The organism is Cryptosporangium aurantiacum, from assembly GCF_900143005.1.
Lineage (GTDB): Bacteria > Actinomycetota > Actinomycetes > Mycobacteriales > Cryptosporangiaceae > Cryptosporangium > Cryptosporangium aurantiacum.
Window position 1 is genome coordinate 1 of the sequence record NZ_FRCS01000002.1, and the last position, 20,285, is coordinate 20,285.

Genomic DNA, 20,285 nt, shown 5'->3' on the forward strand with positions numbered 1-20,285 from the left:
GGCGGAACGACTTCAGCAATCGCCCGTCCTACCAGGGGCTCCTTCGCGTCATCCCACCGCCCTGACCTCAGTGGACAGAGGTTGAAAAAGGCTCAGTGCGTGGCGCGACCGATTTCCCGCCTGCTCTGACCGTACCGGCGCAGCAGCCGTAGAGGGCGACCAACGAGGGCTGTACGTGCGATACACGTGCAAGTTGACCTGTGACACCTTCTGCAGTACGGCAAAGAGCAGGTCAGCGGCCCTTTCGTGCGAGGAAGCGACGTCCGCTCCTAAAGCGGGTGTCGGCAGTTCGAATCTGCCCGAGGGCACAACTTCTCGCGAGGCCCCGTGCGCCCCACCCACGGCGAGGTCCAGCATCCGACGGCGGGTGAGGTATCAACCGGCGCTCCGCGTGCTCTGTCCCGGTAGCAACCCACCAGGGGACGGACATGGACTACGCGCTGACTCTCGAGGTCGTCAGGATCGCCGAGCAGTTCCACGAGGAGTGGAACAGGGCCACCGAAGGCACACAGCTCACGATCCTGGCCGCGGCCCGCAACCAGACCTGCGAGGACCTGCCGGCCGAGGCCGAGCTTCTGCTCCGGCAGCTGACCAGCATCCAGTGCCTGCGCGGCCGGCCGGACCTCGCCGAGCACTTCCTGGACGGCGACTTATCCGAGTAGGGGCTTCTCGCGGGGGAGGTCGCTTCCCATCCACTCGTAGAAGTCTCGCAGGCGTTGCTCCACGTCGACCGCAGCGCTCAGCGTCACGTCCGCGGACGCTGCTGCTCGTTGCAACGACGCACTCAGAGTCGAGTCCTCGTCAGGGACCATCGTGCGCCTCCTCTCGTATGACACGGTCATAACCACGGCCGAGCTGGCGGCGGAGCGCCTTGCGCGCGTGGCGGAGATTCGAGCGAACGGTGGCAGCCGGTTGCGCCAGGATGCCGGCTATCTCGGCCGGGCTGTAGCCGTCGATGGTCAGCGCGATCGCGTGGCGCTGCGCGGCGGGGAGCGCGGCGAGCGCCCTCCGCACCGTCTCCACCTCGGCGCGGAACTCGAAGTGCGGCGTCGCGTAGAGCTCGCTGACGTGCGCGGCGGCGTCCTGCGCGCGTTGTGCGCGGGCGCGCTCCTTGCGGAAGTGGCGCAGCGCCACGGTCCGCACGAACGCCCGCGGCGCGTCGATCGCCGCCCAGCACCCGTAGGCGGCCAGCATCGCCACCTGGATGGCATCTTGGGCCTCGGCCATGGTCGCGCCCGAGAAGATCATCCACCGGGTCAGCGGTACGAAGTCGCGACGGAAGTAGTCCTCGAAGCCAGCCTTGTTCTCAGACATCGGAGGCAGAGCCTTCCTGTGAGGGGCGGACATGCCAATGACGGGCGCCTCTCCGGGACTCCGCCGTCACGCACTCGAGCCCCCCTCGAGCGTGGACCGCGACAGCATCGCCGCCGGAAAAGCGCCAGGCTGGTGAGCACCCCTCCGACACACCACCCGTAGCACAGCTACGACTGTGAGTGTCGTCAGCCCCTGCGAGCGTGCAAACCCATCTGCGTCCAGTACGACAGAACGGCGTCGAACTGCTCGACGGTGAGGAACGACGGGTTGGACGCTTGCGGTTGGCGGAAGACCTCGGTGTCGGCGAGCCGCGGATCGTCCCGCAACGCCGCTCGCGGCACCCGCAGCGGCTCCGGCGCGATCGTGAGGTCCAGCGGCACGTGCAGGCCGCCGTCAACGTGAGCCTCGGCCGGACCGGTCAGTCGCCCGATGCCCCAGACGCCCGCCCGACGGCCGCTGGCCCAGAACACCACCGGCTGGCCGGCCTGCATCAGCCGAGCGCGGTAACCCGCCCGCACACACCACTGATCGACGCCGGGCGCGACCGCGAATCGGCCAGCCAGATCGACGTGGTCGGCGTTGCCCTTCAGGACCCATGCGCCGAGGTTCTCGGTGGTCACCGTGCGTCCCACCGCCGAACCGTACCCTTCGATCCGTGAGTGACTACCTTGCGCTGGTCGCCTGCGGTGCTCCGCTGGCCGCGCGCGTCCACGACGTGGCAGCAGCGGCAGCCGAACTGCACTGGCGCGTCCGCGTCGTCGCCACCGCCTCGGCGATGAACTGGGTGGACGCCGCCGCGGTCGAGCGGGTCACCGGGTTCGCGCCGCTGGTCGAGCAGCGGCGTCCGGGCGAGCCGAAGCGGTTTCCCACGCCGGGGCGCGTCGTCGTCTGCCCGGGGACGTTCAACTCGATCAACAAGCTGGCCACCGGAATCATGGACAACTATGCCGCCGGCCTGGTCTGCGAGGCGCTGGCGAGCGGTACCCCGCTGACGATCGTCCCGATGGTGAGCGACGCGCTCTGGGGTCACCCGGCCTGGGCCGGGCACCTGGCGACGCTGAGCTCCGCCGGGGTGACGTTCGTCGACGTCCGCACCGGACGGACCGGCGACCCGCAGCCGGTCGACGCGGGCACCGGCGACGACAACGCCCGGACGTTCGACCCGGCGTGGCTGTTCACGGATACCGCAGCGCGTACCGGGTAGGTGGTTCGCCGAGGATCGCGGTGAAGTCCCGGCTGAAGTGCGCCTGATCGGCGTAGCCCAGCTCGGCGGCGAGGCTCGCCCAGTCGACGACCGCCCCGGCGGCCAGGCGGGCGGTCACCTCGGCGATCCGGTACCGGCGGATGCACCACTTCGGCCCCACCCCGACGTACTCCACGAACAATCGCTGCAGCTGGCGGACGCCGACCCCGAGCCGGTCGGCCAGCTGGTCCACGCGAGTGACGGCCGGTTCCGCCGCGATCAACGCGACCGCGTCCGCTGCCGAGTCGGCGGCCGGATCGACGGGCGGCAGGTCGGCGCGGAGGAAGCTCTCCACGGCGTCCACCAGGGCAGTTTCGTCAGTAAGTGACAGGTCGCGGCCGAAGACCGACCGCGCGGGAACCGCGCGATCGACCAGGTCGGAGACCGGGTGGCCGAGGAAAGGGCGGAAGCACCCGGGCCGGAACGCCACCCCGAGCACTCGGCCCGCGCCCTCCAGGGTGCGATGCGAGAACGAGCGCATCGGCCCACGGACGGTACCCGGCTGGTCGTCGACGAACGACAGGTGGACGTTGACGCCCGGCGGCAGCAGTTGCCGGAACGGCTCCTGGCCGCGGAGGTCCCAATGCACGACCCAGTAGTGCTGGACGAACGGCGCGAGATCCGCCGATGGCTGCCCGTACCAGTGGCGCTGGAAGTCCGCCCAGCCGCCGCGGAGCCCACGGGTGTCCACGCACGAATGCTAGTCGCGTTTCTTCAAGACACCGCTGACCAGCGACCCTAGCGTCGAGGCATGCACACGATCGTCGCGACGACCGCTCAGCCCACCATCGACGTCATCCGCGGGATCCGGCCGGATCAGCTCGGCGCCGCGACGCCGTGCAGCGAATACGACGTCCGGGCGCTCGTCAACCACCTGCTGTTCTGGGGGCCGTCGCTGGTCGGCGCGGCGCGCAAGGAGTCCGTCCCGCCGCCGGCGCCCAGCGAGCAGGACGCCGACCTGACCGCCGGAGACTGGGCCAAGTCACTGGAGGCCCATCTCGACGAGCTCGTGACGGCCTGGAGCACGCCGGACGCCTGGGAAGGCGTGACGCAGATGGGCGGCCCGATGAAGCTGCCCGCGCCGATGATCGGCGGGATGACGCTGGGCGAGCTGGTCGTGCACGGATGGGACCTCGGCCGCGCCACCGGGCAGTCACCGCGCTGGGACGACGACGTGCTGCGCGCCATCCACGACGGCGCGGCCGCGACCGCCGAGCAGGGCAGGCAGATGGGCATCTACGGACCGGAGGTGCCGGTGCCGGCCGACGCGCCGTGGCTCGACCGTCTCCTCGGCCTCACCGGCCGCGACCCGGCCTGGAAGCCCTGACCGTCGGCGCCCCTCCCCGCAAGGCCTGACGCGACCGCGGCCGAAAGGCCGGAAAGGCTCGGCCGAACCGTCGATCGCTGCGGGGAAAGACACTCCTCACCTACAGTGGAAGTCCTTTCCCCACTGCGGCAGTGAGCGATGATCGACGACGCGAATCAAGCGCCCCTTCACTACCGGGGCGTGATGGTGTCCAGCACCTTCGACGATTTGACGGAACATCGCGAAGCTCTGATGAGGGCCATTCAGGGGCAGGGCATGTTCCCGGTGGCCATGGAGAACGACGCAGCGCTGCCGGCCGGAACCGTTATTGACTCGTCGCTACGGAAAGTGCGCGAGGCCGCGGCCTATGCGGCGATCATCAGCCATCGATACGGGACCATTCCGGACACTTCCGCCAATCCGGATCGCCTTTCGTTGACCGAACTCGAGTTTCGCGAAGCCCGGCGACTCGGCCGACCGATTTTGCTCTTTGTCATGACCGACGACCACCGCGTTACGCGCGGCGCAGTGGAGACCGATCCTGAAAAGATGCTCAAACTCGCCGCGTTCCGCGCGGACGCCAAGCGTGCGAGCGACGGATCGGCCGAGCGGGTCTACGCGACGTTCAGCAGCGTTGAGGAGTTCGAAACGCGAGCCGTCCAGTCCGCCGCGACGCTGCATCGCCTGCTTCACCCGACGACCGGCGTGGAGGAAGCCCCGGCGAATACGGACGACCGAATTCCGCGCCCGCCCGACCTTTATGCCGAGCCCCGTTACATCGGCTCGCACGACTTCGTCGGACGAAACGCGCAGCTGACCACGCTCAACGACTGGGCGTCCGCATCACATCCGCACCCGGTGCTGCTGTTCGAGGCGATCGGTGGCGCGGGCAAGAGCATGCTGACCTGGGAATGGACGACGCGGCACGCGAGCGCTGCCCGGGACGATTGGGCCGGGCGCTTCTGGTACTCCTTCTACGAGAAGGGTGCCGTGATGTCCGACTTCTGCCGGCGAGCGCTCGCGTACATGACCGGCCAGCCGGTGGACGCGTTCCGCAAGAAGCGGCAGCGGGAGTTGAGCGAGCTGCTCCGGCACCACCTCCAGGCGCGCCCGTGGCTGCTGGTCCTGGACGGGTTGGAACGGGTGCTGGTCGCCTACCACCGGTACGACGCGGCGCAGATCGCCGACGAGGACGCCGGGTCCAGCGACGAGATCGCGGAGCGGGATCCGTGCGCGGCCATCCGCACCGAGGACGACGACCTGCTGCGCTACCTGGCCGGCGCCGCACCGTCGAAGATCCTGATCACGTCCCGGCTGCTGCCGCGCGTCCTGCTCAACCCGTCGGGGCAGCCGATCCCGGGTGTGCTGCACGAACGTCTTCCGGGCCTGCGTCCGCCCGACGCCGAGCAGCTGCTGCGCGCCTGCGGGGTTCGCGGCGACTCGCACGGCATCCGCACCTATTTGCAGCGGCACTGCGACTGTCATCCGCTGGTGACCGGCATCATCGGCGGGCTGGTCATCAACGATTACCTGCCCGACCGCGGAAATTTCGACGCGTGGGCCGAAGATCCCGGCTACGGCGGACGGCTGGATCTCGCCGATCTGGACCTCATTCAGAAGCGCAACCACATTCTCGAATCGGCACTGAACACCCTGCCCGAGAAGAGTCGCCAGCTACTCGCGGTTCTCGCGCTTCTCCCGGAGTCGGTGGACTACGAGACCTTGCTGGCGCTCAACCCGCACGCTCCGTGGGCGCCGTACGATTTCCTGGTCACTGAGCCGGATGTCTCCGCGGCGCCGAGTCGGCTCGCCGAAACGGTGCGGGATCTCGAGCGGCGGGGTTTGCTGCAGTACGACCGGCAGGTCAAACGCTACGACCTGCATCCGGTGGTTCGCGGCGTCACGATCGGCAGCCTCCGCGCCGACGACCGCGATGAGCTCGGCCAGCGAGTCGTCGACCATTTCTCACAGCGCAGCCAGGACCCGTTCGAGGAAGTCGAATCCTTGGAGGACCTGCAGGACGCGTTGATATTGATGAAGACCTTACTCCGGATGGGTCGAACCAAGGAGGCCTATCCGGCGTATCGCGACCGTCTGTCGACCGCGCTGGCGATCAATCTCGAAGCCTATGCCGAGACGCTGGCGCTGGTCCGCCCGTTCTTCACCCACGACTGGGAACCGGTGGACATCGAAGACGCCTGGGAATCGTATCTGCTGAGCGCCGCAACGATCGCACTCAATGGACTCGGTGAGCGAAATGCCGTTTTCCGACTCTGCCAGCGAAGGCTCGAGATCAATCTCCGGCTCCGGAGCTGGCACAACCTGGCGACGGCGTTGGACGACGTCACGATCAGCCTCTGGGGTTTGGGCCGGCGTGCCGCGGCGGATCGAATCTCGGTGCTGTCGCTGTGGCTGAACGAGGCCGTCGGCGACGAACAGGGCATCTTCATGGCGCGCTTCTACCGCTTCGAGGTCCTCGCGTGGCTCGGCAAGGTCGACGAAGCGCTGGCCGTCTGGGAGGCCCTCGCGCCGATGGGCAGGGATTGGCAGCGGAACCGCTACCGGCCGGGCTCTGCCGAGGTGCGTTACGCCCAGTTCCAGTTCGTCCGGGGACGTCTCACCGACGACCTCTTGACCCAGGCCGAGCGCCTGGCGAGGCAGGGACGCAGCCGGATCCTCGTCCGCGAACTTCATCGGCTTCGCGGCGACTGGCTGACACAACAGCAGAAATGGGCGTCGGCCGCGGACAGTTACCGCGAAGCGATCCGGCTCGCCCACGAGGCCGGTCTGTCCGATTCCACCGCAGAGCTCCGTCTCGCCCTCGCCCGCCTGCACGCGGGTGACCTCGACGACGCCGACGAGGAAGCCCGTCGGCTCGCCAAGAAGTACCCCGGCCGGTCCTTGGACCTCGCCCGGCTCTGGTGGGCCATCGGCAATCGTGACCAGGCGACCCGCAACGCCGTGGCCGCCTACCGGTGGGCCTGGGGCGAGGGCGAACCGTTCGTCCACCGGTTCGAGCTCGACCAGGTCGGCGCGCTGCTCGACGAGCTCGGCGTCCAGCGGCCCGATCTGCCGCCCTACGACCCCACGAGAGACGAACGTTTCGACTGGGAGGACGCCGTCGTCGCCGTCTCCGAACAACTCCGCGCCGAGCGGGCTGACGAGTAGCTGGTATGCAAGTGGCATGGCAGCAAAGATCGTCGTCACCCAACCGGTTCACCCCGAAGCGCTCGACCGGCTGCGGGCCGCAGGGCACGAGGTCGTCGCGCTGGATTCGCCGCGCGGGCTCCCCGCGGACGAGGTGCGAAAAGCAACCGACGGCGCCGACGCGCTGCTGAGCCAGCTCACCGACCGGCTCACCGCCGACGTGTTCGAGAAGACGTCGCTGCGGATCGTCGCCACGATCGCCACCGGCTACGACAACATCGACGCGCGCGCGGCGTCCGAAGCAGGCGTTGTCGTGACCCACACGCCGGACGTCCTGACCGACGCGACCGCGGACCTGGCGATGACGCTGATGCTCGCGGTCGCCAGGCACATCCCCGAGTCCGACACGACGGTCCGCTCCGGCACCACCGGGCCGTTCCGGCTGCTGCACGAACCGATGGGCATCGACATCTCCGGCGCTACGCTCGGCATCGTCGGCCTCGGCCGGATCGGTGAGGCGGTCGCGCAACGCGCGCACTTCGGCTTCGGGATGAAGATCCTGTATACCGCCCGCTCGCAGCACTCGGCCGCCGAGGAGCGGTTCGCCGCCGAGCGGCTCCCGCTCGAACAACTACTAGCTCAGTCGGACGTCGTGAGCCTGCACGCTCCGCTGACCGACGAGACGCGGCACCTGATCAACCGGGAGTCGCTGTCCCTCATGCGGCCGAACGCGATCCTGGTCAACACCGGCCGGGGCGGGCTGGTCAGCGAGGTCGACCTGGCGGCGGCGCTGCAGTCCGGACAGATCGCGGGCGCGGGGCTGGACGTGTTCGAGAACGAGCCTGACGTCCATCCCGATCTGCTCGCCTGCGGTCCGCGCGCAGTGCTGACACCGCACGTGGGGAGCGCCACCGCGAAGACCCGCGCGGCGATGACCGCGCTGGCCGTCGACAACATCCTCGCCGTCCTCGCGGGAGATCCGCCGCGCAACCCCGTACCGTGAACGGATGGCGAAGCGCAGCCCCGACATCGACGAAGCGACCCGGCCTCCGCGGATTTCGAAGAAGCCGTACGAGGCCGAGTTGCTCCGCTTGCAGACCGAGCTGGTGACCATGCAGGCCTGGCTACGCCAGTCCGGCACCCGGCTGCTCGTGATCTTCGAAGGACGCGATGCCGCGGGCAAGGGCGGCACGATCAGCCGTGTCGGCCAGTACCTCAACCCCCGCTACGCGCGCACGGTCGCGCTGCCCGCGCCGACCGAGCGGGAAAAGGGCCAGTGGTACTTCCAGCGATACATCCAGCACCTGCCGACCGCTGGTGAGGCCGTGCTCTTCGACCGTTCCTGGTACAACCGGGCCGGCGTCGAGCGGGTGATGGGCTTCTGCACGGAGGACGAGTACCGCCGCTTCCTGCACCAGTGCCCGCTGTTCGAGCGGATGCTCGTCGAGGACGGCATCGAGCTGCGCAAGTACTGGTTCTCGGTGAGCGACGCCGAGCAGCAGCGCCGGTTCGAGTCCCGGCTCACCGACCCGCTGCGCCGCTGGAAGCTCTCGCCGATGGACGTGCAGTCGATCGCCCGCTGGGAGGACTACTCCCGCGCCAAGGACGAGATGTTCGTGCACACCGACATCCCCGAGGCGCCGTGGCACGTCGTGGAGAGCGACGACAAGCGCTCCGCGCGGCTGAACATGATCGCCCACCTGCTCTCGACGGTGCCGTACGAGCAGCTCGACGAGCCGGACATCGCGCTGCCGAAGCGTCCGAGGTCGTCCGGGTACAAGCGTCCGCCGCGCGACACCCAGCGGTTCGTCCCGGACCACGCGTCGACTCTCACGAGTTAACGGACCCCGCCGCGGGTAGGTCGGCGTTATGCCCGATTCTGCCCGTGAGACCTTCCCGCTGACAGTCAACGGCACCACCCACCACCTGACCGTCGATCCACGCACCACCGTCCTCGACGCGCTCCGCGAACACCTGGGGCTGACCGGCGCCAAGAAGGGCTGCGACCACGGTCAGTGCGGCGCCTGCACGGTGCTGCTCGACGGCCGCCGGGTCAACAGCTGCCTGATCCTGGCGATCTCCCAGCAGGACGCCTTGATCACGACGGTCGAAGGCCTCGGCGACGACTTGCACCCCGTGCAGCGGGAGTTCCTCGAACATGACGCCTACCAGTGCGGTTACTGCACGCCCGGCCAGGTCTGCTCGGCCGTCGGCATGCTCGACGAGGTCGCGCAGGGCTGGCCCAGCGCGGTCACCCGCACCGGCGAGCCGGCCCTCGACCGCGCGGAGGTCCGGGAGCGGATGAGCGGGAACCTCTGCCGCTGCGGCGCCTACCCGAACATCGTCGACGCGATCCTGGGGGCGGCCCGGTGAAGACGTTCGCCTACCGCTCGGCGACCGACATCGACGAAGCCATCGCCGCGAACGGCACGTTCCTGGCCGGTGGCACGAACCTCGTCGACCTGATGAAGCTCGGCGTCGAGACGCCGGACACTCTCGTCGACATCAACCGGCTGCCGCTGCACGACGTCGTCCGCCGGCCCGACGGGGGCCTGCGGATCGGCGCCGGCGTCCGGAACAGCGAGCTCGCGGCACACCCGGTCGTGCGGCGGCACTACCCGGTGCTCGGGCAGGCGCTGCTCTCCGGCGCGTCCGGTCAGCTGCGCAACATGGCCACGACCGGCGGGAACCTGCTCCAACGCACCCGTTGCCGGTACTTCATGGATGCGACGAAGAACTGCAACAAGCGGACGCCGGGCAGCGGCTGTCCGGCGCGCGACGGTGACCACCGCAACCTGGCGATCCTCGGCGCGTCCGAGCACTGCGTCGCCTCCCATCCGTCGGACCTCGCCGTCGCGCTGGTCGCGCTGGACGCCGTCGCCCGGATCACCGGGCCGGACGGCGAGCGCACGGTCCCGGTCGAGCAGCTGCATCGCCTGCCCGGTGACGAGCCGCATCGCGACACCGTCCTGGGCCGCGGCGAGCTGATCACCGCCGTGGACCTCCCACCGCTGCCCGACAACTACCCCAGCGCTTACCGCAAGGCCCGCGACCGCGCGTCCTACGCGTTCGCGGTCGGTTCGGTGGCCGCAGCCGTGAAGGTCTGGTCGGACGGCACCGTGGACGACGTCCGGCTCGCGTTCGGCGCCATCGCGCACAAGCCGTGGCGGGCCCACCGAGCCGAGGAGGAGCTGCGTGGGCGCCCGGCGACCCGGGAGGAGTTCCTGGCCGCGGCCGACGCCGAACTGGCCGCCGCGGAGCCGCTGCGCGACAACGGTTTCAAGGTGACGCTGATCCGCAACCTCGTCGCCGCGGTCCTCACCGACCTCACCGGAGGCCCGCGATGACGACCCCCACCCGCACCGGTTCGATCGGCACGCCGGTCGCCCGGATCGAGGGCCCCCTGAAGGTCACCGGCGCCGCCCGGTACGCGGTCGAGTACCCGGTGGAGAACGTCGCCTACGCCTGGGTGGTGCAGTCGCCGGTGCCGCGCGGCACGCTCACCGGCATCGACGCCCCGGACGACGAGGACGTCCTCGCGACGCTCTGGCACGGCAACGCGCCGAAGCTGGCGAAGAGCAGAGACCCGGAACTGCTGGTACTCCAGTCGCCGCGGATCAGCTACCGGGGGCAAGTCGTCGCGCTGGTCGTCGCCCGGACGCTGGAAGCCGCACGACACGCAGCGCAGAGCGTCCGACTGAGCATTGAGGTAGAGACGCACGACGCGGAACTCGCGGCGGACCACCCGCACCTCTACACGCCGGAGAAGCTCAACACGGGTGACCCGACCGACACGTCGCAGGGCGACGTGGACGCCGCGCTCCGGGAGGCGGCGACGACCGTCGACGTCACGTACCGGACGCCCGCGCTGCACAACCAGCCGATGGAGCCACACGCGACGACCGCGTTCTGGGTCGACGACGACCTGGTGCTCTACGACTCCAACCAGGGCCCGTCGGCGATCGCCAAGCAGGTCGCGGGCGTCTTCGGTCTGGACGTCGCCCGGGTGCACGTAGTCGCCGAGCACGTCGGCGGCGGGTTCGGCTCGAAGGGCAGTGCGCGGCCGAACGCGATCCTGGCCGCGATGGCCGCGCGAGTGGTCGACATCCCGGTGCGGCTGGCGCTGCCGCGGCAGGCGCTGTTCACGATGGTCGGGCACCGGACGCCGACCATCCAGCGGGTGCGGCTCGGTGCGACCGCCGACGGGGTGCTGACCGCGATCGCCCACGACGTGGTGCAGCAGACGTCGACGCTGCACGAGTACGCCGAGGCGACGGCCGTCGTCACCCGGCACCTGTACGCGGCCCCGAACCGCCGGACGTCGCACCGGATGGCGCGGCTGGACATGCCGACGCCGCGCTGGATGCGCGCGCCCGGCGAGGCGCCGGGCATGGTGGCGCTGGAGTGCGCGATCGACGAGCTCGCGGCGTCGCTGGCGATCGACCCGATCGAGCTGCGGATCCGCAACGAGCCGGACGTCGAGCCGGAGGACGGTACGCCGTTCAGCAGCCGTCAGTACGTGGAGTGCCTGCGGGAGGGCGCCGCCCGCTTCGGGTGGGGGTCGCGGGATCCCCGGCCGCGGCAGAGGCGGGAGGGCAACTGGTGGATCGGCACCGGTGTCGCCGGCGCGATCTACCCGTCGATGGTGATGCCATCGACGGCGTCGGCCCGGATCGAACCGGATGGGAACGTGGAGGTGTCGGTGGCCGCAGTGGACATCGGCACCGGGTCGCGCACCATCCTGCACCAGGTCGCGGCGGACGCACTGGGGATCCCGCTGGAGCGGGTGACCGTGCGGATCGGCGACAGCGCGCTACCGAAGGCGTCGATCGCGGGTGGGTCGTCGGGGAGCGCGTCCTGGAGCTGGGCGGTCGACGGCGCGTGCCGCGCCCTGCGCGAACGGCTGACCGAGCCCGTTCCGCCGGAGGGGCTGACCGCCACGTTCGACGCCGGCCCCGCGGTGAAGGCACGCGAGGACGCCGGGAAGCACGCGTTCGGGGCGCACTTCGCGGAGGTCCGGGTGGACGCGGACACCGGTGAGGTGCGGGTGTCGCGGCTGTTCGGCATGTACGCGGTCGGGCGTGTGCTCAACCCGCGGACCGCCCGCAGCCAGTTCATCGGCGGCATGACGATGGGGATGGGCATGGCGCTGCACGAGGAGAGCGTGCTGGACGCCACCACCGGCGACTGGGTCAACCACGACCTGGCCGAGTACCACGTGCCCGCGCACGCCGACGTCGAGTCGATCGAGGCGGCGTGGCTCGACGAGGACGATCCGACGGTGAACCCGCTCGGGGTGAAGGGGATCGGCGAGATCGGCATCGTCGGGTCACCGGCCGCGATCGTCAACGCGATCTGGCACGCGACCGGCGTCCGCGTCCGCGATCTCCCGGTGCGCCTCGACAAACTCCTGGGGTGCTAGAGCCCCGACGAAGCCACCAGTCGCTTCGGGGCGATGCGGCGCCAGGCGTCGACGAGATGTTCGCGCAGGACGTCGGCGCCGACCGCGCCGAGCCGCACCTGCACCCACCCGTGCTTTCCGACGTACGCGGGGACGCTGTACGCGTCGGGCTCGGACGCGATCAGCTCCGCCTGCTCCTCCAGCGTCGCCTTGAACGACGCGGTGGGGTCGGGGGTGTCGTCCGACGCGCAGGTGGCGAACATCTTGTTGCGCACCCGGAACGTCGGGTGCCCCCATGCCTCGACCTCGGTCGCCTCAGGCAACCCCAGTGCCAGCGCGCGCATCTCCGCCACGGTCACTCCCATGGGGAAACCTAATCATGACCCCACCCACCACCGCACCGGCCAGCAGCGGCGCGCCATGGTTGTCGCCGCTCACCGCCAGCGCGAACGCCCCCACCAACAACGCACCGGCCCCGGCGCGCATCGCGGACGGCGTCCCCGGCCGCCCGACCAAAAGCCACGCCGCGACTCCCCCGAGCAGCCCGGCGACCGCCACCGACGAGCCCGCGTTGTAGTACTCGCTCGCGTAGCTGTAGACCTCGCCGACGACGCCGCCCGTCAGGTACAGCACGAGCCAGCGCGCCCGACCGTAGACCTGCTCGACGAGCGCCCCGAAGATCAGCAACCCGATGCCGTTGTTGAAGATCTGGCCCCAGCCCTGCGGGTTCACCAGGATCGGCGTCACCAGTCGCCAGACCTCACCGTCGAAGAACCCCGGATCCCTGGCCAGCGCGTCGACGACGGCGGGAACGGCGTACCCCAGTGCGGTGGTCACTGTTGTGACGGCGAACACCACCCACGTGAGCCACGTTTTCACACCCGCAACTCTCGCGCAGTGCAGCCGTACCGCTGTCGAAAAGCGCGACTGAAGTGCGAAGCATCAACAAATCCCCAGCCGAACGCCAGGTCGCTGATCGTGCGGTGGCGCTGCGCCGGGTCGAGCAGCTCGGCGCGGACCCGCTCCAGACGCTGAACCCAGATCCACTCCGCGATCGAATACGACTCGCCCGCGAACGCCCGGTGCAGCGTGCTCACCGAGGTGTGCAGCTCGGCGGCGATCGACGCGACCGTGAGGCCCGGATCGCGCAGCCGCGCCCGGGCGCAGGCCATGACCTGCTCGCGACGCGTGGCCGCCGACGGTTCCGGCCGCGCGTCGCCGGCCAGTGCGCTCAGCCCGGCGACGACCAGGTGCTCGACGCCGCGGGCCACCGCGACGGCGGCGGCCGGTTCGAGCACGGTGATGTCGGCGGCGAGCGTCCGGATCATCTCGATCAGCAGATGGCCGGCCCCCTGCGCACCGCGCACGCCCCGAGCCGTGCGGCGGGTCGGGTCGCCGAGCTGTGACCGCAGCGCGGGGCCGGGCAGCATCAACACGTACTGCTGGAACGCGCCGGGAAACCCGAGCTCGTAGGGCCGCGTCGAGTCGTAGAGCGCGAAGTCGCCGGGTCGTAACTCGACGGTGCGACCGTCCTGACTGACCAGGCCGGTGCCCTCGGTCTGGATGTTGACCAGGAAGTAGTCCTCGGCGGAGCGGGCGATCAGCGACGGGGAGCGCACGACGTTCTGCGGTGTGGACGTCACCAGCGACAGCTCCAGCGTGGCGAGTGAGTCGACGCGGATCGAGCCGGTCACGTTGTTGTCCGGCGTTCGGCACCGCAGCGGCACATACGCGTCCGACACAACCGCATTCCAGTACTCCAGCCGCTCGCGCGCGGCCACCGCGTCGGTAGTGAAAACGCGCGCCATGACTTCGACGGTAGGAACGGAACCCAGCGCGCTCAAGACTGCATCAGAGAGTCAACAAAGATGACACACAGGGACCATCAGGCATTCATCCGCCGCCGCACGCTGTGCCCATGAGCATCGAGTCGGCGATCCCTCCCCACCTGACCACCGACCGCACCCGGACTCGTCGCATCCCCGACGACTACGCACCGCCGTACCCGTCGTTCGTCGCCCGGCCGGCGCCTTCGGTCAAGCAGGTGGTGATGGCCTACTTCGGGGTGCAGGGCGCGGCGGAGCCGGCCACGTTCCCCGGCCCGGACGGCCCGGGTCACGTCGAATACGCCCGCGGCGAAGACCTCATCGCCACGGCATATTGGGACGATCCGGCAGCCTTCGACCGCTGGTTCGCCGCCCACCGCGCGGAGTGGCTGGGAGACGCCGTCCGCGAGCCCGGCGTCGGGCGCTGGGTCGAGATCCTGCGCCCCACCGTCGAGGCACACGAGACGCTGTTCTCCTCGCTCGGCCGGCCGGAAGGCGTCGCGGTGCTCGCCGACGAGTTCTCCGGCCCGGTGCAGGAGCACGCGTACTGGGGCGGCATGCGGGATCGGATCCCGCTCTCCCAGACCGATCCGATGGCAGCCGCGGGTGGCCTGGCCCTCGAGCACGACGGCGGCCGGGTGCGGGTCCGGCCACAGCACGGGCTGTGCCTGATCCGCTCCGGTCAGGACTGGGCCGACACCGACGGCGAGGAGCGCGAGCTGTACCTGCGGGACGTCGAGCCGGTCCTGCGGGCGGGTATGGACTACCTCCGCGACGAGGGCAGTGCGATCGGCTGCTACAGCAACCGGTACGTCACCGTGCTGGAGGACGGGGCACCGGTCGACCGCAGCTACGGGCTGAGCTGGTGGCGCAGCCTGGATGCGCTGGAGCGCTGGGCCGAATCGCACCCGACCCACGTCGCGATCTTCGGCGCCGCGATGAAGTACCTGACCACCGTCGGCCCGGCCGCGCGCGTGCGCCTCTACCACGAGGTCTCGGTGGCGACCGCCGACGAGCAGTACTTCGAGTACGTGGACTGCCGTCCGGGAACGGGCCTGCTCGCCGCCTTCGAATGACGCTCTGCAGACTGAGCGCCGTCCGCAGGGGTCGGTCGAAAAGAATTCAATTCATCGCCACCGTCGCGTAGATGTCGGTGGGCTGGGCGGCGCCCCCCTCGTTCTCGACGCTCACCGCCAGCTGATCGACCGGATCCAGGCCGTCCACCACCCGCGATCCGCCCCGCGCGCTCGGGGGCAACACCTCGAGCGACCGTGGGGCGCCGTCGATGATCTCCCAGAGCTGGTACGTCTTGCCCGCGGGCGGATCGGCGAGGCCGTCGTAGGACAGCACCGCGGCTCCCTCGACCGCCGAGTACACGGCGGTGAACCGGCCGGCCCTGGCATCGGTGGACACCTTGAGCTTCGCGTCCGGCGCCGCCAGCACCGATCGCGTCCGCTCGGCCTCCTGCCGCGCCGCCACGACCCGGGCACGCTCGTCGCTGACCCGGTTCTCCTGCACCCACCACGTCGTTCCGACGGTTCCGGCCAGCACCGCGACCGCCGCGGCTGCCACCACCAACCGGCGTGGCCGGGCCGGCGGCCGGAGCGCCGGGGCAGCGCTCTGCCGGGTGGCTCTGGCCCGCGCCAGCACCCGCCCGCGCAGGTCGGGCGGTGGCGCCACGGCCTCCGCCACGCCGAGCCGGGCCGCGGCTTCGCGGAATTCGGCCACCTCGATCGCGCACGGCTCGCAGCCGCGCAGGTGCCGCTCGACGGCGGCTCGCTCGACGTCGTCCACCGCATCGAGCACATACGCGCCGTTCAGCAGTTCCAGGTGCTCGCTCATCGGCCCACTCCCAGGCAGTCGCGCAGCCGGATCAGGCCGTCCCGCATGCGGGTCTTCACGGTCGGCAGCGCGAGGTCGAGCGTCGCCGCCACCTCGCGGTACGTCCGGCCCCCGTAGTAGGCCAGCGTGATCGCCTCCCGCTGCACGTCGGTCAGCCCGCGTAAACAGCGCCGCACCTGCTGCTGCTCCAGGCGCCCGGCGACCTCGTCGGCCACCACGTCGTAGGCCGGTGCCTCCGGCACCGACGTCCGTCGCTCCCGGTCGGTCGCCGCTTGCGCGGCCCGTACCCGGTCGACCGCCCGCCGGTGCGCCAACGTCAAAATCCATCCGGACGCCGTCCCGCGCGCCGAATCGAACCGGGTGGCCGTGCGCCAGACCTCGACGAGCACCTCCTGGGTCACCTCTTCGGCCTGGGAAGGATCCCGGACCACCCGCAGGACCAGCCCGTAGACGCGCGGCGAGACCTCGTCGTACAGCCGGGCGAACGCCTCGTCGTCGCCACGGCCCACCTCGGTCAGGAGCAGCCCCAGCGTGTCGGCGTTCCCGGTCTCGTCACCCGCGGGCGGCTGCGCGGGGGCGCGACTGCGTTTCCAGCGATCCATGACGTGCGATGCCTCCTCGGTGACCGGGATCCCGAAGGACATTCGCAGCCGACGGCCGATCGGATGGGTCCCAACCGAGGACTGGGGCTCAGCCAGGGACAAATAATCCCCGGATCAACGCGTCCTACCTGTTCCACGGTCGCGGGGTCATGCTGGGAACCGACGACGGAAGGAGGACCACGATGGCGGACCGGGCCCAGCTCGCGGAGTTCCTCCGCTCGCGGCGCCAGGCTCTCCAGCCGGAGGACGTCGGGCTCCCCCGCGGACCGCGGCGCCGCACCGGCGGGCTCCGCCGCGAGGAGGTCGCCACGCTGTGCGGCATGTCGGCCGACTACTACACCCGGATCGAGCAGCAGCGCGGCCCGAACCCGTCGGAGCAGATGCTCGCGGCGATCGCCCGCGGACTGCACCTCTCGCTCGACGAGCGGGACCACCTGTTCCGCATCGCCGGGTACTCCGCTCCGCAGCGCGCCCTGCGCACCGACCACCTCAACCCGGGGATGATGCGGATCCTCGACCGGCTCGACGACACCCCGGCGCAGGTCATCACCCGCCTCGGCGAGACGCTGCGCCAGACCCGGATGGCGAAGGCGCTGCTCGGTGACCAGACACGGTTCACCGGCATGGCCCGCAGCACGGTCTACCGCTGGTACACCGACCCGGCGTCGCGGGCCGTCTACCCGGCCGAGGACCACCCGATCCACGGTCGCGCGTTCACCGCGAAGCTGCGGGAGGCCTACCTGCTCGAGGGCAAGGGCTCCCGGTCCGCGGCGATCGTGAATGCGCTGCTGACCGCCAGCCCCGAGTTCGCCGAGGTCTGGGCCGAGCACGACATCAGCGCCGCCCACCCCGAGTACAAGCGCATCAGCCACCCCGAGCTGGGCGTCCTCGAACTGCACTGCCAGACGCTCGTCGACCCGGACCAGTCGCAGACCCTCCTGGTGTTCACCGCACCGCCGGGCACCGAGAGCTACGAGAAATTGCAGCTCCTCTCGGTCCTCGGCGACCGCGTCGACGTCTGAAGTTTTCCCTTTTCGCACCGTGAATGGAGACAGCCATGTCCAAAATCGCCCTCGTGACCGGCGCGAACCGTGGCCTCGGCCGCAACACCGCACTCCGCCTCGCCGAAGACGGCGTCGACCTGATCCTCACGTACCGCACCAACGCCCAGGAGGCGCAGGACGTCGTCGACGAGGTGACGAAGCTCGGCCGCACCGCGGTCGCGCTCCGGCTCGACGTCGGTGTGCTCGCCGACCACGCCGCCTTCGTCGCTCAGGTCCGGACGGCGCTGGCCGAGCAGTGGGGCCGGGACACGTTCGACTACCTGGTCAACAACGCCGGCGTCGGGCTCGCCGGCTCGTTCGCCGAGACCACGGTCGAGGTCTTCGACGAGCTGCTGAACGTCCACTTCCGAGGGTTGTTCTTCCTCACCCAGCAGTTGCTGCCGGTGCTCGCCGACGGCGGCCGGATCGTCAACATCTCGACCGGCCTGACGCGCTTCACCCGCCCGGGGTACGCCGCGTACGCGGCGATGAAGGGCGCGGTCGAGGTGCTGACGCACTACCTCGCGAAGGAGCTCGGGCCGCGCGGGATCACCGCGAACGTCGTCGCGCCGGGAGTGACCGCGACCGACTTCGGCGGCGGAGTGGTCCGGGACACCCCGGGGCTGCGGGAGCACCTCGGCAGCGAGAACGCGCTCGGCCGGATCGGCGAGCCGGACGACGTCGGCGGCGTCATCGCGTCGCTGCTCGGCGACCGCAACGCGTTCGTCACGAACCAGCGCCTGGAGGTCTCCGGCGGCACGTTGATCTGATCAGGGCGTATCGCCGAGCGCGATCAGCAGGGCCCGCAGCGCCCGGATCGCCTCGGCGGTGGTCTCCGCGGGCACCGAGCGCAGCAGCGCGGCCTGGGCCTTCGACGCCGCCCGCACCGCCTCCTCCGCGGTCTTCACGCCGTGCGGGGTCAGCGCGACCCACGAGCTGCGGGCGTCGTCCGGGTCGGGGTCGCGGTCGACCAGCTCGGCGGCGGTGAGCCGCCGCAGCAGGTTGCTGGTGCCCCCGGACGACAGCATCAGACGCTTGGCCAGGTCGGACGGGCGCAGCCGGTACGGTTCGCCCGCCGACCGGAGCACCGCGAGGATCTCGTACTCCGCCTTGGTGAGACCCATCCGCGCGAGTTCGGCGTCCACCCGCTCGGCGAGCAGGCCCGACACCCGGGAGGCGCGTTTCGCCAGCGCCAGCTCGTCGCCGACGACGCCGGGCAGCTCCTGCGCCCAGGTCTCGACGACGAGGTCGGCGAAGTCCTTGCTCACCCGCTCATCGTACTTGCGCCCAAAAAGCTTTCTCGATAGCTTTGTGAAAAGCTTTCTAGGGAGGCATCTGTGCGCACCGCGATTCTCAACGCCCACGTCGTCCCCGGCGACGACAGCCTCGAACTGCCCTCGGCGACCGTGCTGATCGAGGACGGTGTGATCACCGCGCGCGGTCCCGGGATCGAAGCGCCGTCCGACGCGGACGTGATCGACGCGGACGGCCTGGTCGCGATACCGGGCCTGGTCGACGGCCACCGGCACGTCTGGCAGGCACCGCTCCGCGGCATCGGCGCCGACATGGCGCTGACCGAGTACCTCCGCGTGGTGCAGGGCCGCGTGCTCTCCGCCTACGGCCCCGAGGACGCGCGCGCGGCGGCGCTGCTCGGGGCGGTGGAAGCACTCGACGCCGGGATCACGTCGCTGTTCGACTGGAGCAACACGACGGTGTCCGCCGAGCACACCGACGCGGTCGTCGACGCGTACACGGCCGCCGGTGTCCGCGCGGTCGTCGCGTCCGGCTCGCCCGACCGCACGGACGACGTCCGGCGGCTGGCGAAGCTCACGGGGCGGGTCACCGGAGGGCTGGCGATCCTGGGACCGGAGTACGACGACTGGGACGCGGTGGTCCGCCACCTGGAGCTGGGACGCGAGCTGGACCTCACCGTGTCGTTTCACGCCGCGGGTGGTCCCGGCGGTGCCGTCGACCTGCTGGAGGCCGCCGGGTTACTCGGCCCCGACCTGCACCTCGTCCACCTGAACGCGATGACCGACGCGGACGCCGCCCGGCTGGTCGCGGCCGGAGCGGGCGTGACGATCACGCCGGTCGTGGAGGCCACTATGGGGCACGGCGGGTCGCCGTACGGACGGTTCCGCGACGCCGGCGGCCGGGCCGGGCTCGGCGTCGACGTCGTCGTGAACGCCGCACCCGACCTGTTCGAGCCGCTCCGCGACACGCTGCGCACCGAGCGGCTGCGCACCGGCACGCTCGTGCCTGCGGCGCGCTTCCTCCCGGCGGTCACCAGCGACAGCGCACGGGCGATCGGGCTCGGCGAGCAGGTCGGCACGCTCACGGTCGGCCGCCGGGCGGACGTCGTCCTGCTCGACGGTCTGGCCCACCTGACCGGGAGCGGCAGCGTCGCTGGAGCGGTCGTCACCGCGCTCGGGCCGGCGAACGTCCGGACGGTGCTGGTCGACGGCCGGGTCGTGAAGCGGGACGGCCACCTGGTCGACCACGACCTGGCGGCCCTGCGCGCGGCCGGCGACGCGCTGGCCCGCCGCGCGCTGCACGGCTGA

At 70.6% G+C, this 20,285-nt stretch carries 23 protein-coding genes and 1 tRNA gene; 14 read left to right on the forward strand and 10 right to left on the reverse strand.

Annotation, left to right across the window (positions count from 1 at the left end; genetic code table 11):
• Nucleotides 1–238: 238 nt before the first annotated feature.
• Nucleotides 239–308, forward strand: a tRNA-OTHER gene (locus BUB75_RS46110).
• 120 nt (nucleotides 309–428) lie between these two features.
• Nucleotides 429–662, forward strand: a complete 234-nt coding sequence (locus BUB75_RS06835; RefSeq protein WP_073252940.1) for a hypothetical protein — start codon at nucleotides 429–431, stop codon at nucleotides 660–662.
• Here the strand turns inward: BUB75_RS06835 and BUB75_RS46115 are convergent.
• The 3 genes from BUB75_RS46115 to BUB75_RS06845 form a co-directional block, all read right to left on the reverse strand.
• Nucleotides 651–812 carry a hypothetical protein gene (locus BUB75_RS46115; protein WP_178379790.1) on the reverse strand — a complete coding sequence of 54 codons (162 nt, stop codon included), beginning with the start codon at nucleotides 810–812 and terminating at the stop codon, nucleotides 651–653. The genes BUB75_RS06835 and BUB75_RS46115 overlap by 12 nt on opposite strands.
• Nucleotides 802–1,314, reverse strand: coding sequence for an RNA polymerase sigma factor (locus BUB75_RS06840; RefSeq protein ID WP_073252944.1), 513 nt, complete (start codon nucleotides 1,312–1,314; stop codon nucleotides 802–804). Before BUB75_RS06840 ends, BUB75_RS46115 begins: the two co-directional genes overlap by 11 nt.
• A 185-nt stretch (nucleotides 1,315–1,499) precedes the next feature.
• Complete coding sequence (locus BUB75_RS06845) at nucleotides 1,500–1,946, reverse strand: EVE domain-containing protein (protein ID WP_073252949.1); 447 nt, start codon at nucleotides 1,944–1,946, stop codon at nucleotides 1,500–1,502.
• A gap of 23 nt (nucleotides 1,947–1,969) precedes the next feature.
• Here BUB75_RS06845 and BUB75_RS06850 point away from each other — a divergent pair, with 23 nt between their 5' ends.
• Nucleotides 1,970–2,518 carry a flavoprotein gene (locus BUB75_RS06850; protein ID WP_073252952.1) on the forward strand — a complete coding sequence of 183 codons (549 nt, stop codon included), beginning with the start codon at nucleotides 1,970–1,972 and terminating at the stop codon, nucleotides 2,516–2,518.
• On the opposite strand, the gene BUB75_RS06855 is transcribed toward BUB75_RS06850, so the two are convergent.
• The gene (locus BUB75_RS06855) at nucleotides 2,490–3,248 is read right to left on the reverse strand and encodes a helix-turn-helix domain-containing protein (protein ID WP_084740383.1); all 759 of its coding nucleotides are present in this window, start codon (nucleotides 3,246–3,248) and stop codon (nucleotides 2,490–2,492) included. The two genes, BUB75_RS06850 and BUB75_RS06855, sit on opposite strands and share 29 nt — an antisense overlap.
• Before the next feature lie 60 nt (nucleotides 3,249–3,308).
• Between BUB75_RS06855 and BUB75_RS06860 the strand changes: the two genes are divergently transcribed.
• From BUB75_RS06860 to BUB75_RS06890, 7 genes are all read left to right on the forward strand, one after another.
• Complete coding sequence (locus tag BUB75_RS06860) at nucleotides 3,309–3,884, forward strand: TIGR03086 family metal-binding protein (protein ID WP_073252956.1); 576 nt, start codon at nucleotides 3,309–3,311, stop codon at nucleotides 3,882–3,884.
• 138 nt (nucleotides 3,885–4,022) lie between these two features.
• Nucleotides 4,023–7,031, forward strand: a complete 3,009-nt coding sequence (locus tag BUB75_RS06865) for a DUF4062 domain-containing protein (protein ID WP_073252959.1) — start codon at nucleotides 4,023–4,025, stop codon at nucleotides 7,029–7,031.
• Between the two features lie 16 nt (nucleotides 7,032–7,047).
• Nucleotides 7,048–8,013 carry a 2-hydroxyacid dehydrogenase gene (locus tag BUB75_RS06870; RefSeq protein WP_073252964.1) on the forward strand — a complete coding sequence of 322 codons (966 nt, stop codon included), beginning with the start codon at nucleotides 7,048–7,050 and terminating at the stop codon, nucleotides 8,011–8,013.
• A 4-nt stretch (nucleotides 8,014–8,017) separates the two neighbouring features.
• Complete coding sequence (gene ppk2, locus BUB75_RS06875) at nucleotides 8,018–8,851, forward strand: polyphosphate kinase 2 (RefSeq protein ID WP_073252967.1); 834 nt, start codon at nucleotides 8,018–8,020, stop codon at nucleotides 8,849–8,851.
• A gap of 28 nt (nucleotides 8,852–8,879) precedes the next feature.
• A complete protein-coding gene (locus BUB75_RS06880) occupies nucleotides 8,880–9,383 on the forward strand; it encodes a 2Fe-2S iron-sulfur cluster-binding protein (protein WP_073252970.1) in 504 nt (167 codons plus the stop codon).
• Entirely contained in the window at nucleotides 9,380–10,357 is a 978-nt protein-coding gene (locus tag BUB75_RS06885; protein ID WP_073252973.1) for an FAD binding domain-containing protein, read from the forward strand. The genes BUB75_RS06880 and BUB75_RS06885 overlap by 4 nt, the downstream gene beginning before the upstream one ends.
• The gene (locus tag BUB75_RS06890; protein WP_073252977.1) at nucleotides 10,354–12,432 is read left to right on the forward strand and encodes a xanthine dehydrogenase family protein molybdopterin-binding subunit; all 2,079 of its coding nucleotides are present in this window, start codon (nucleotides 10,354–10,356) and stop codon (nucleotides 12,430–12,432) included. The genes BUB75_RS06885 and BUB75_RS06890 overlap by 4 nt, the downstream gene beginning before the upstream one ends.
• On the opposite strand, the gene BUB75_RS06895 is transcribed toward BUB75_RS06890, so the two are convergent.
• From BUB75_RS06895 to BUB75_RS06905, 3 genes are read right to left on the reverse strand one after another with little or no spacing between them, the layout of a single operon-like run.
• Entirely contained in the window at nucleotides 12,429–12,755 is a 327-nt protein-coding gene (locus BUB75_RS06895; RefSeq protein ID WP_073255056.1) for an MmcQ/YjbR family DNA-binding protein, read from the reverse strand. The two genes, BUB75_RS06890 and BUB75_RS06895, sit on opposite strands and share 4 nt — an antisense overlap.
• Nucleotides 12,727–13,290, reverse strand: coding sequence for a rhomboid family intramembrane serine protease (locus tag BUB75_RS06900; RefSeq protein ID WP_073252980.1), 564 nt, complete (start codon nucleotides 13,288–13,290; stop codon nucleotides 12,727–12,729). The genes BUB75_RS06895 and BUB75_RS06900 overlap by 29 nt, the downstream gene beginning before the upstream one ends.
• The gene (locus tag BUB75_RS06905; protein WP_073252983.1) at nucleotides 13,287–14,219 is read right to left on the reverse strand and encodes an AraC-like ligand-binding domain-containing protein; all 933 of its coding nucleotides are present in this window, start codon (nucleotides 14,217–14,219) and stop codon (nucleotides 13,287–13,289) included. Before BUB75_RS06905 ends, BUB75_RS06900 begins: the two co-directional genes overlap by 4 nt.
• Before the next feature lie 116 nt (nucleotides 14,220–14,335).
• Here BUB75_RS06905 and BUB75_RS06910 point away from each other — a divergent pair, with 116 nt between their 5' ends.
• Nucleotides 14,336–15,313, forward strand: coding sequence for a phenylacetaldoxime dehydratase family protein (locus BUB75_RS06910; RefSeq protein WP_073255059.1), 978 nt, complete (start codon nucleotides 14,336–14,338; stop codon nucleotides 15,311–15,313).
• Between the two features lie 46 nt (nucleotides 15,314–15,359).
• On the opposite strand, the gene BUB75_RS06915 is transcribed toward BUB75_RS06910, so the two are convergent.
• Entirely contained in the window at nucleotides 15,360–16,079 is a 720-nt protein-coding gene (locus tag BUB75_RS06915) for an anti-sigma factor (protein WP_073252986.1), read from the reverse strand.
• A complete protein-coding gene (gene sigK, locus BUB75_RS06920) occupies nucleotides 16,076–16,681 on the reverse strand; it encodes an ECF RNA polymerase sigma factor SigK (protein WP_218617347.1) in 606 nt (201 codons plus the stop codon). The genes BUB75_RS06915 and sigK overlap by 4 nt, the downstream gene beginning before the upstream one ends.
• A 182-nt stretch (nucleotides 16,682–16,863) precedes the next feature.
• On the opposite strand from sigK, the gene BUB75_RS06925 reads away from it, so the two are divergent.
• Nucleotides 16,864–17,703 (forward strand): helix-turn-helix transcriptional regulator, encoded by an 840-nt coding sequence (locus BUB75_RS06925; protein WP_073252988.1) that lies wholly within the window; start codon nucleotides 16,864–16,866, stop codon nucleotides 17,701–17,703.
• Between the two features lie 35 nt (nucleotides 17,704–17,738).
• On the forward strand, nucleotides 17,739–18,494 hold the full coding sequence (locus BUB75_RS06930; protein WP_073252991.1) for an SDR family NAD(P)-dependent oxidoreductase: 756 nt from the start codon (nucleotides 17,739–17,741) through the stop codon (nucleotides 18,492–18,494).
• On the opposite strand, the gene BUB75_RS06935 is transcribed toward BUB75_RS06930, so the two are convergent.
• Nucleotides 18,495–18,992: a MarR family winged helix-turn-helix transcriptional regulator gene (locus tag BUB75_RS06935; protein WP_073252994.1), complete on the reverse strand. Its 498-nt coding sequence runs from the start codon at nucleotides 18,990–18,992 to the stop codon at nucleotides 18,495–18,497.
• Nucleotides 18,993–19,061: 69 nt separating this feature from the next.
• Between BUB75_RS06935 and BUB75_RS06940 the strand changes: the two genes are divergently transcribed.
• Entirely contained in the window at nucleotides 19,062–20,285 is a 1,224-nt protein-coding gene (locus BUB75_RS06940) for an amidohydrolase family protein (RefSeq protein WP_073252997.1), read from the forward strand.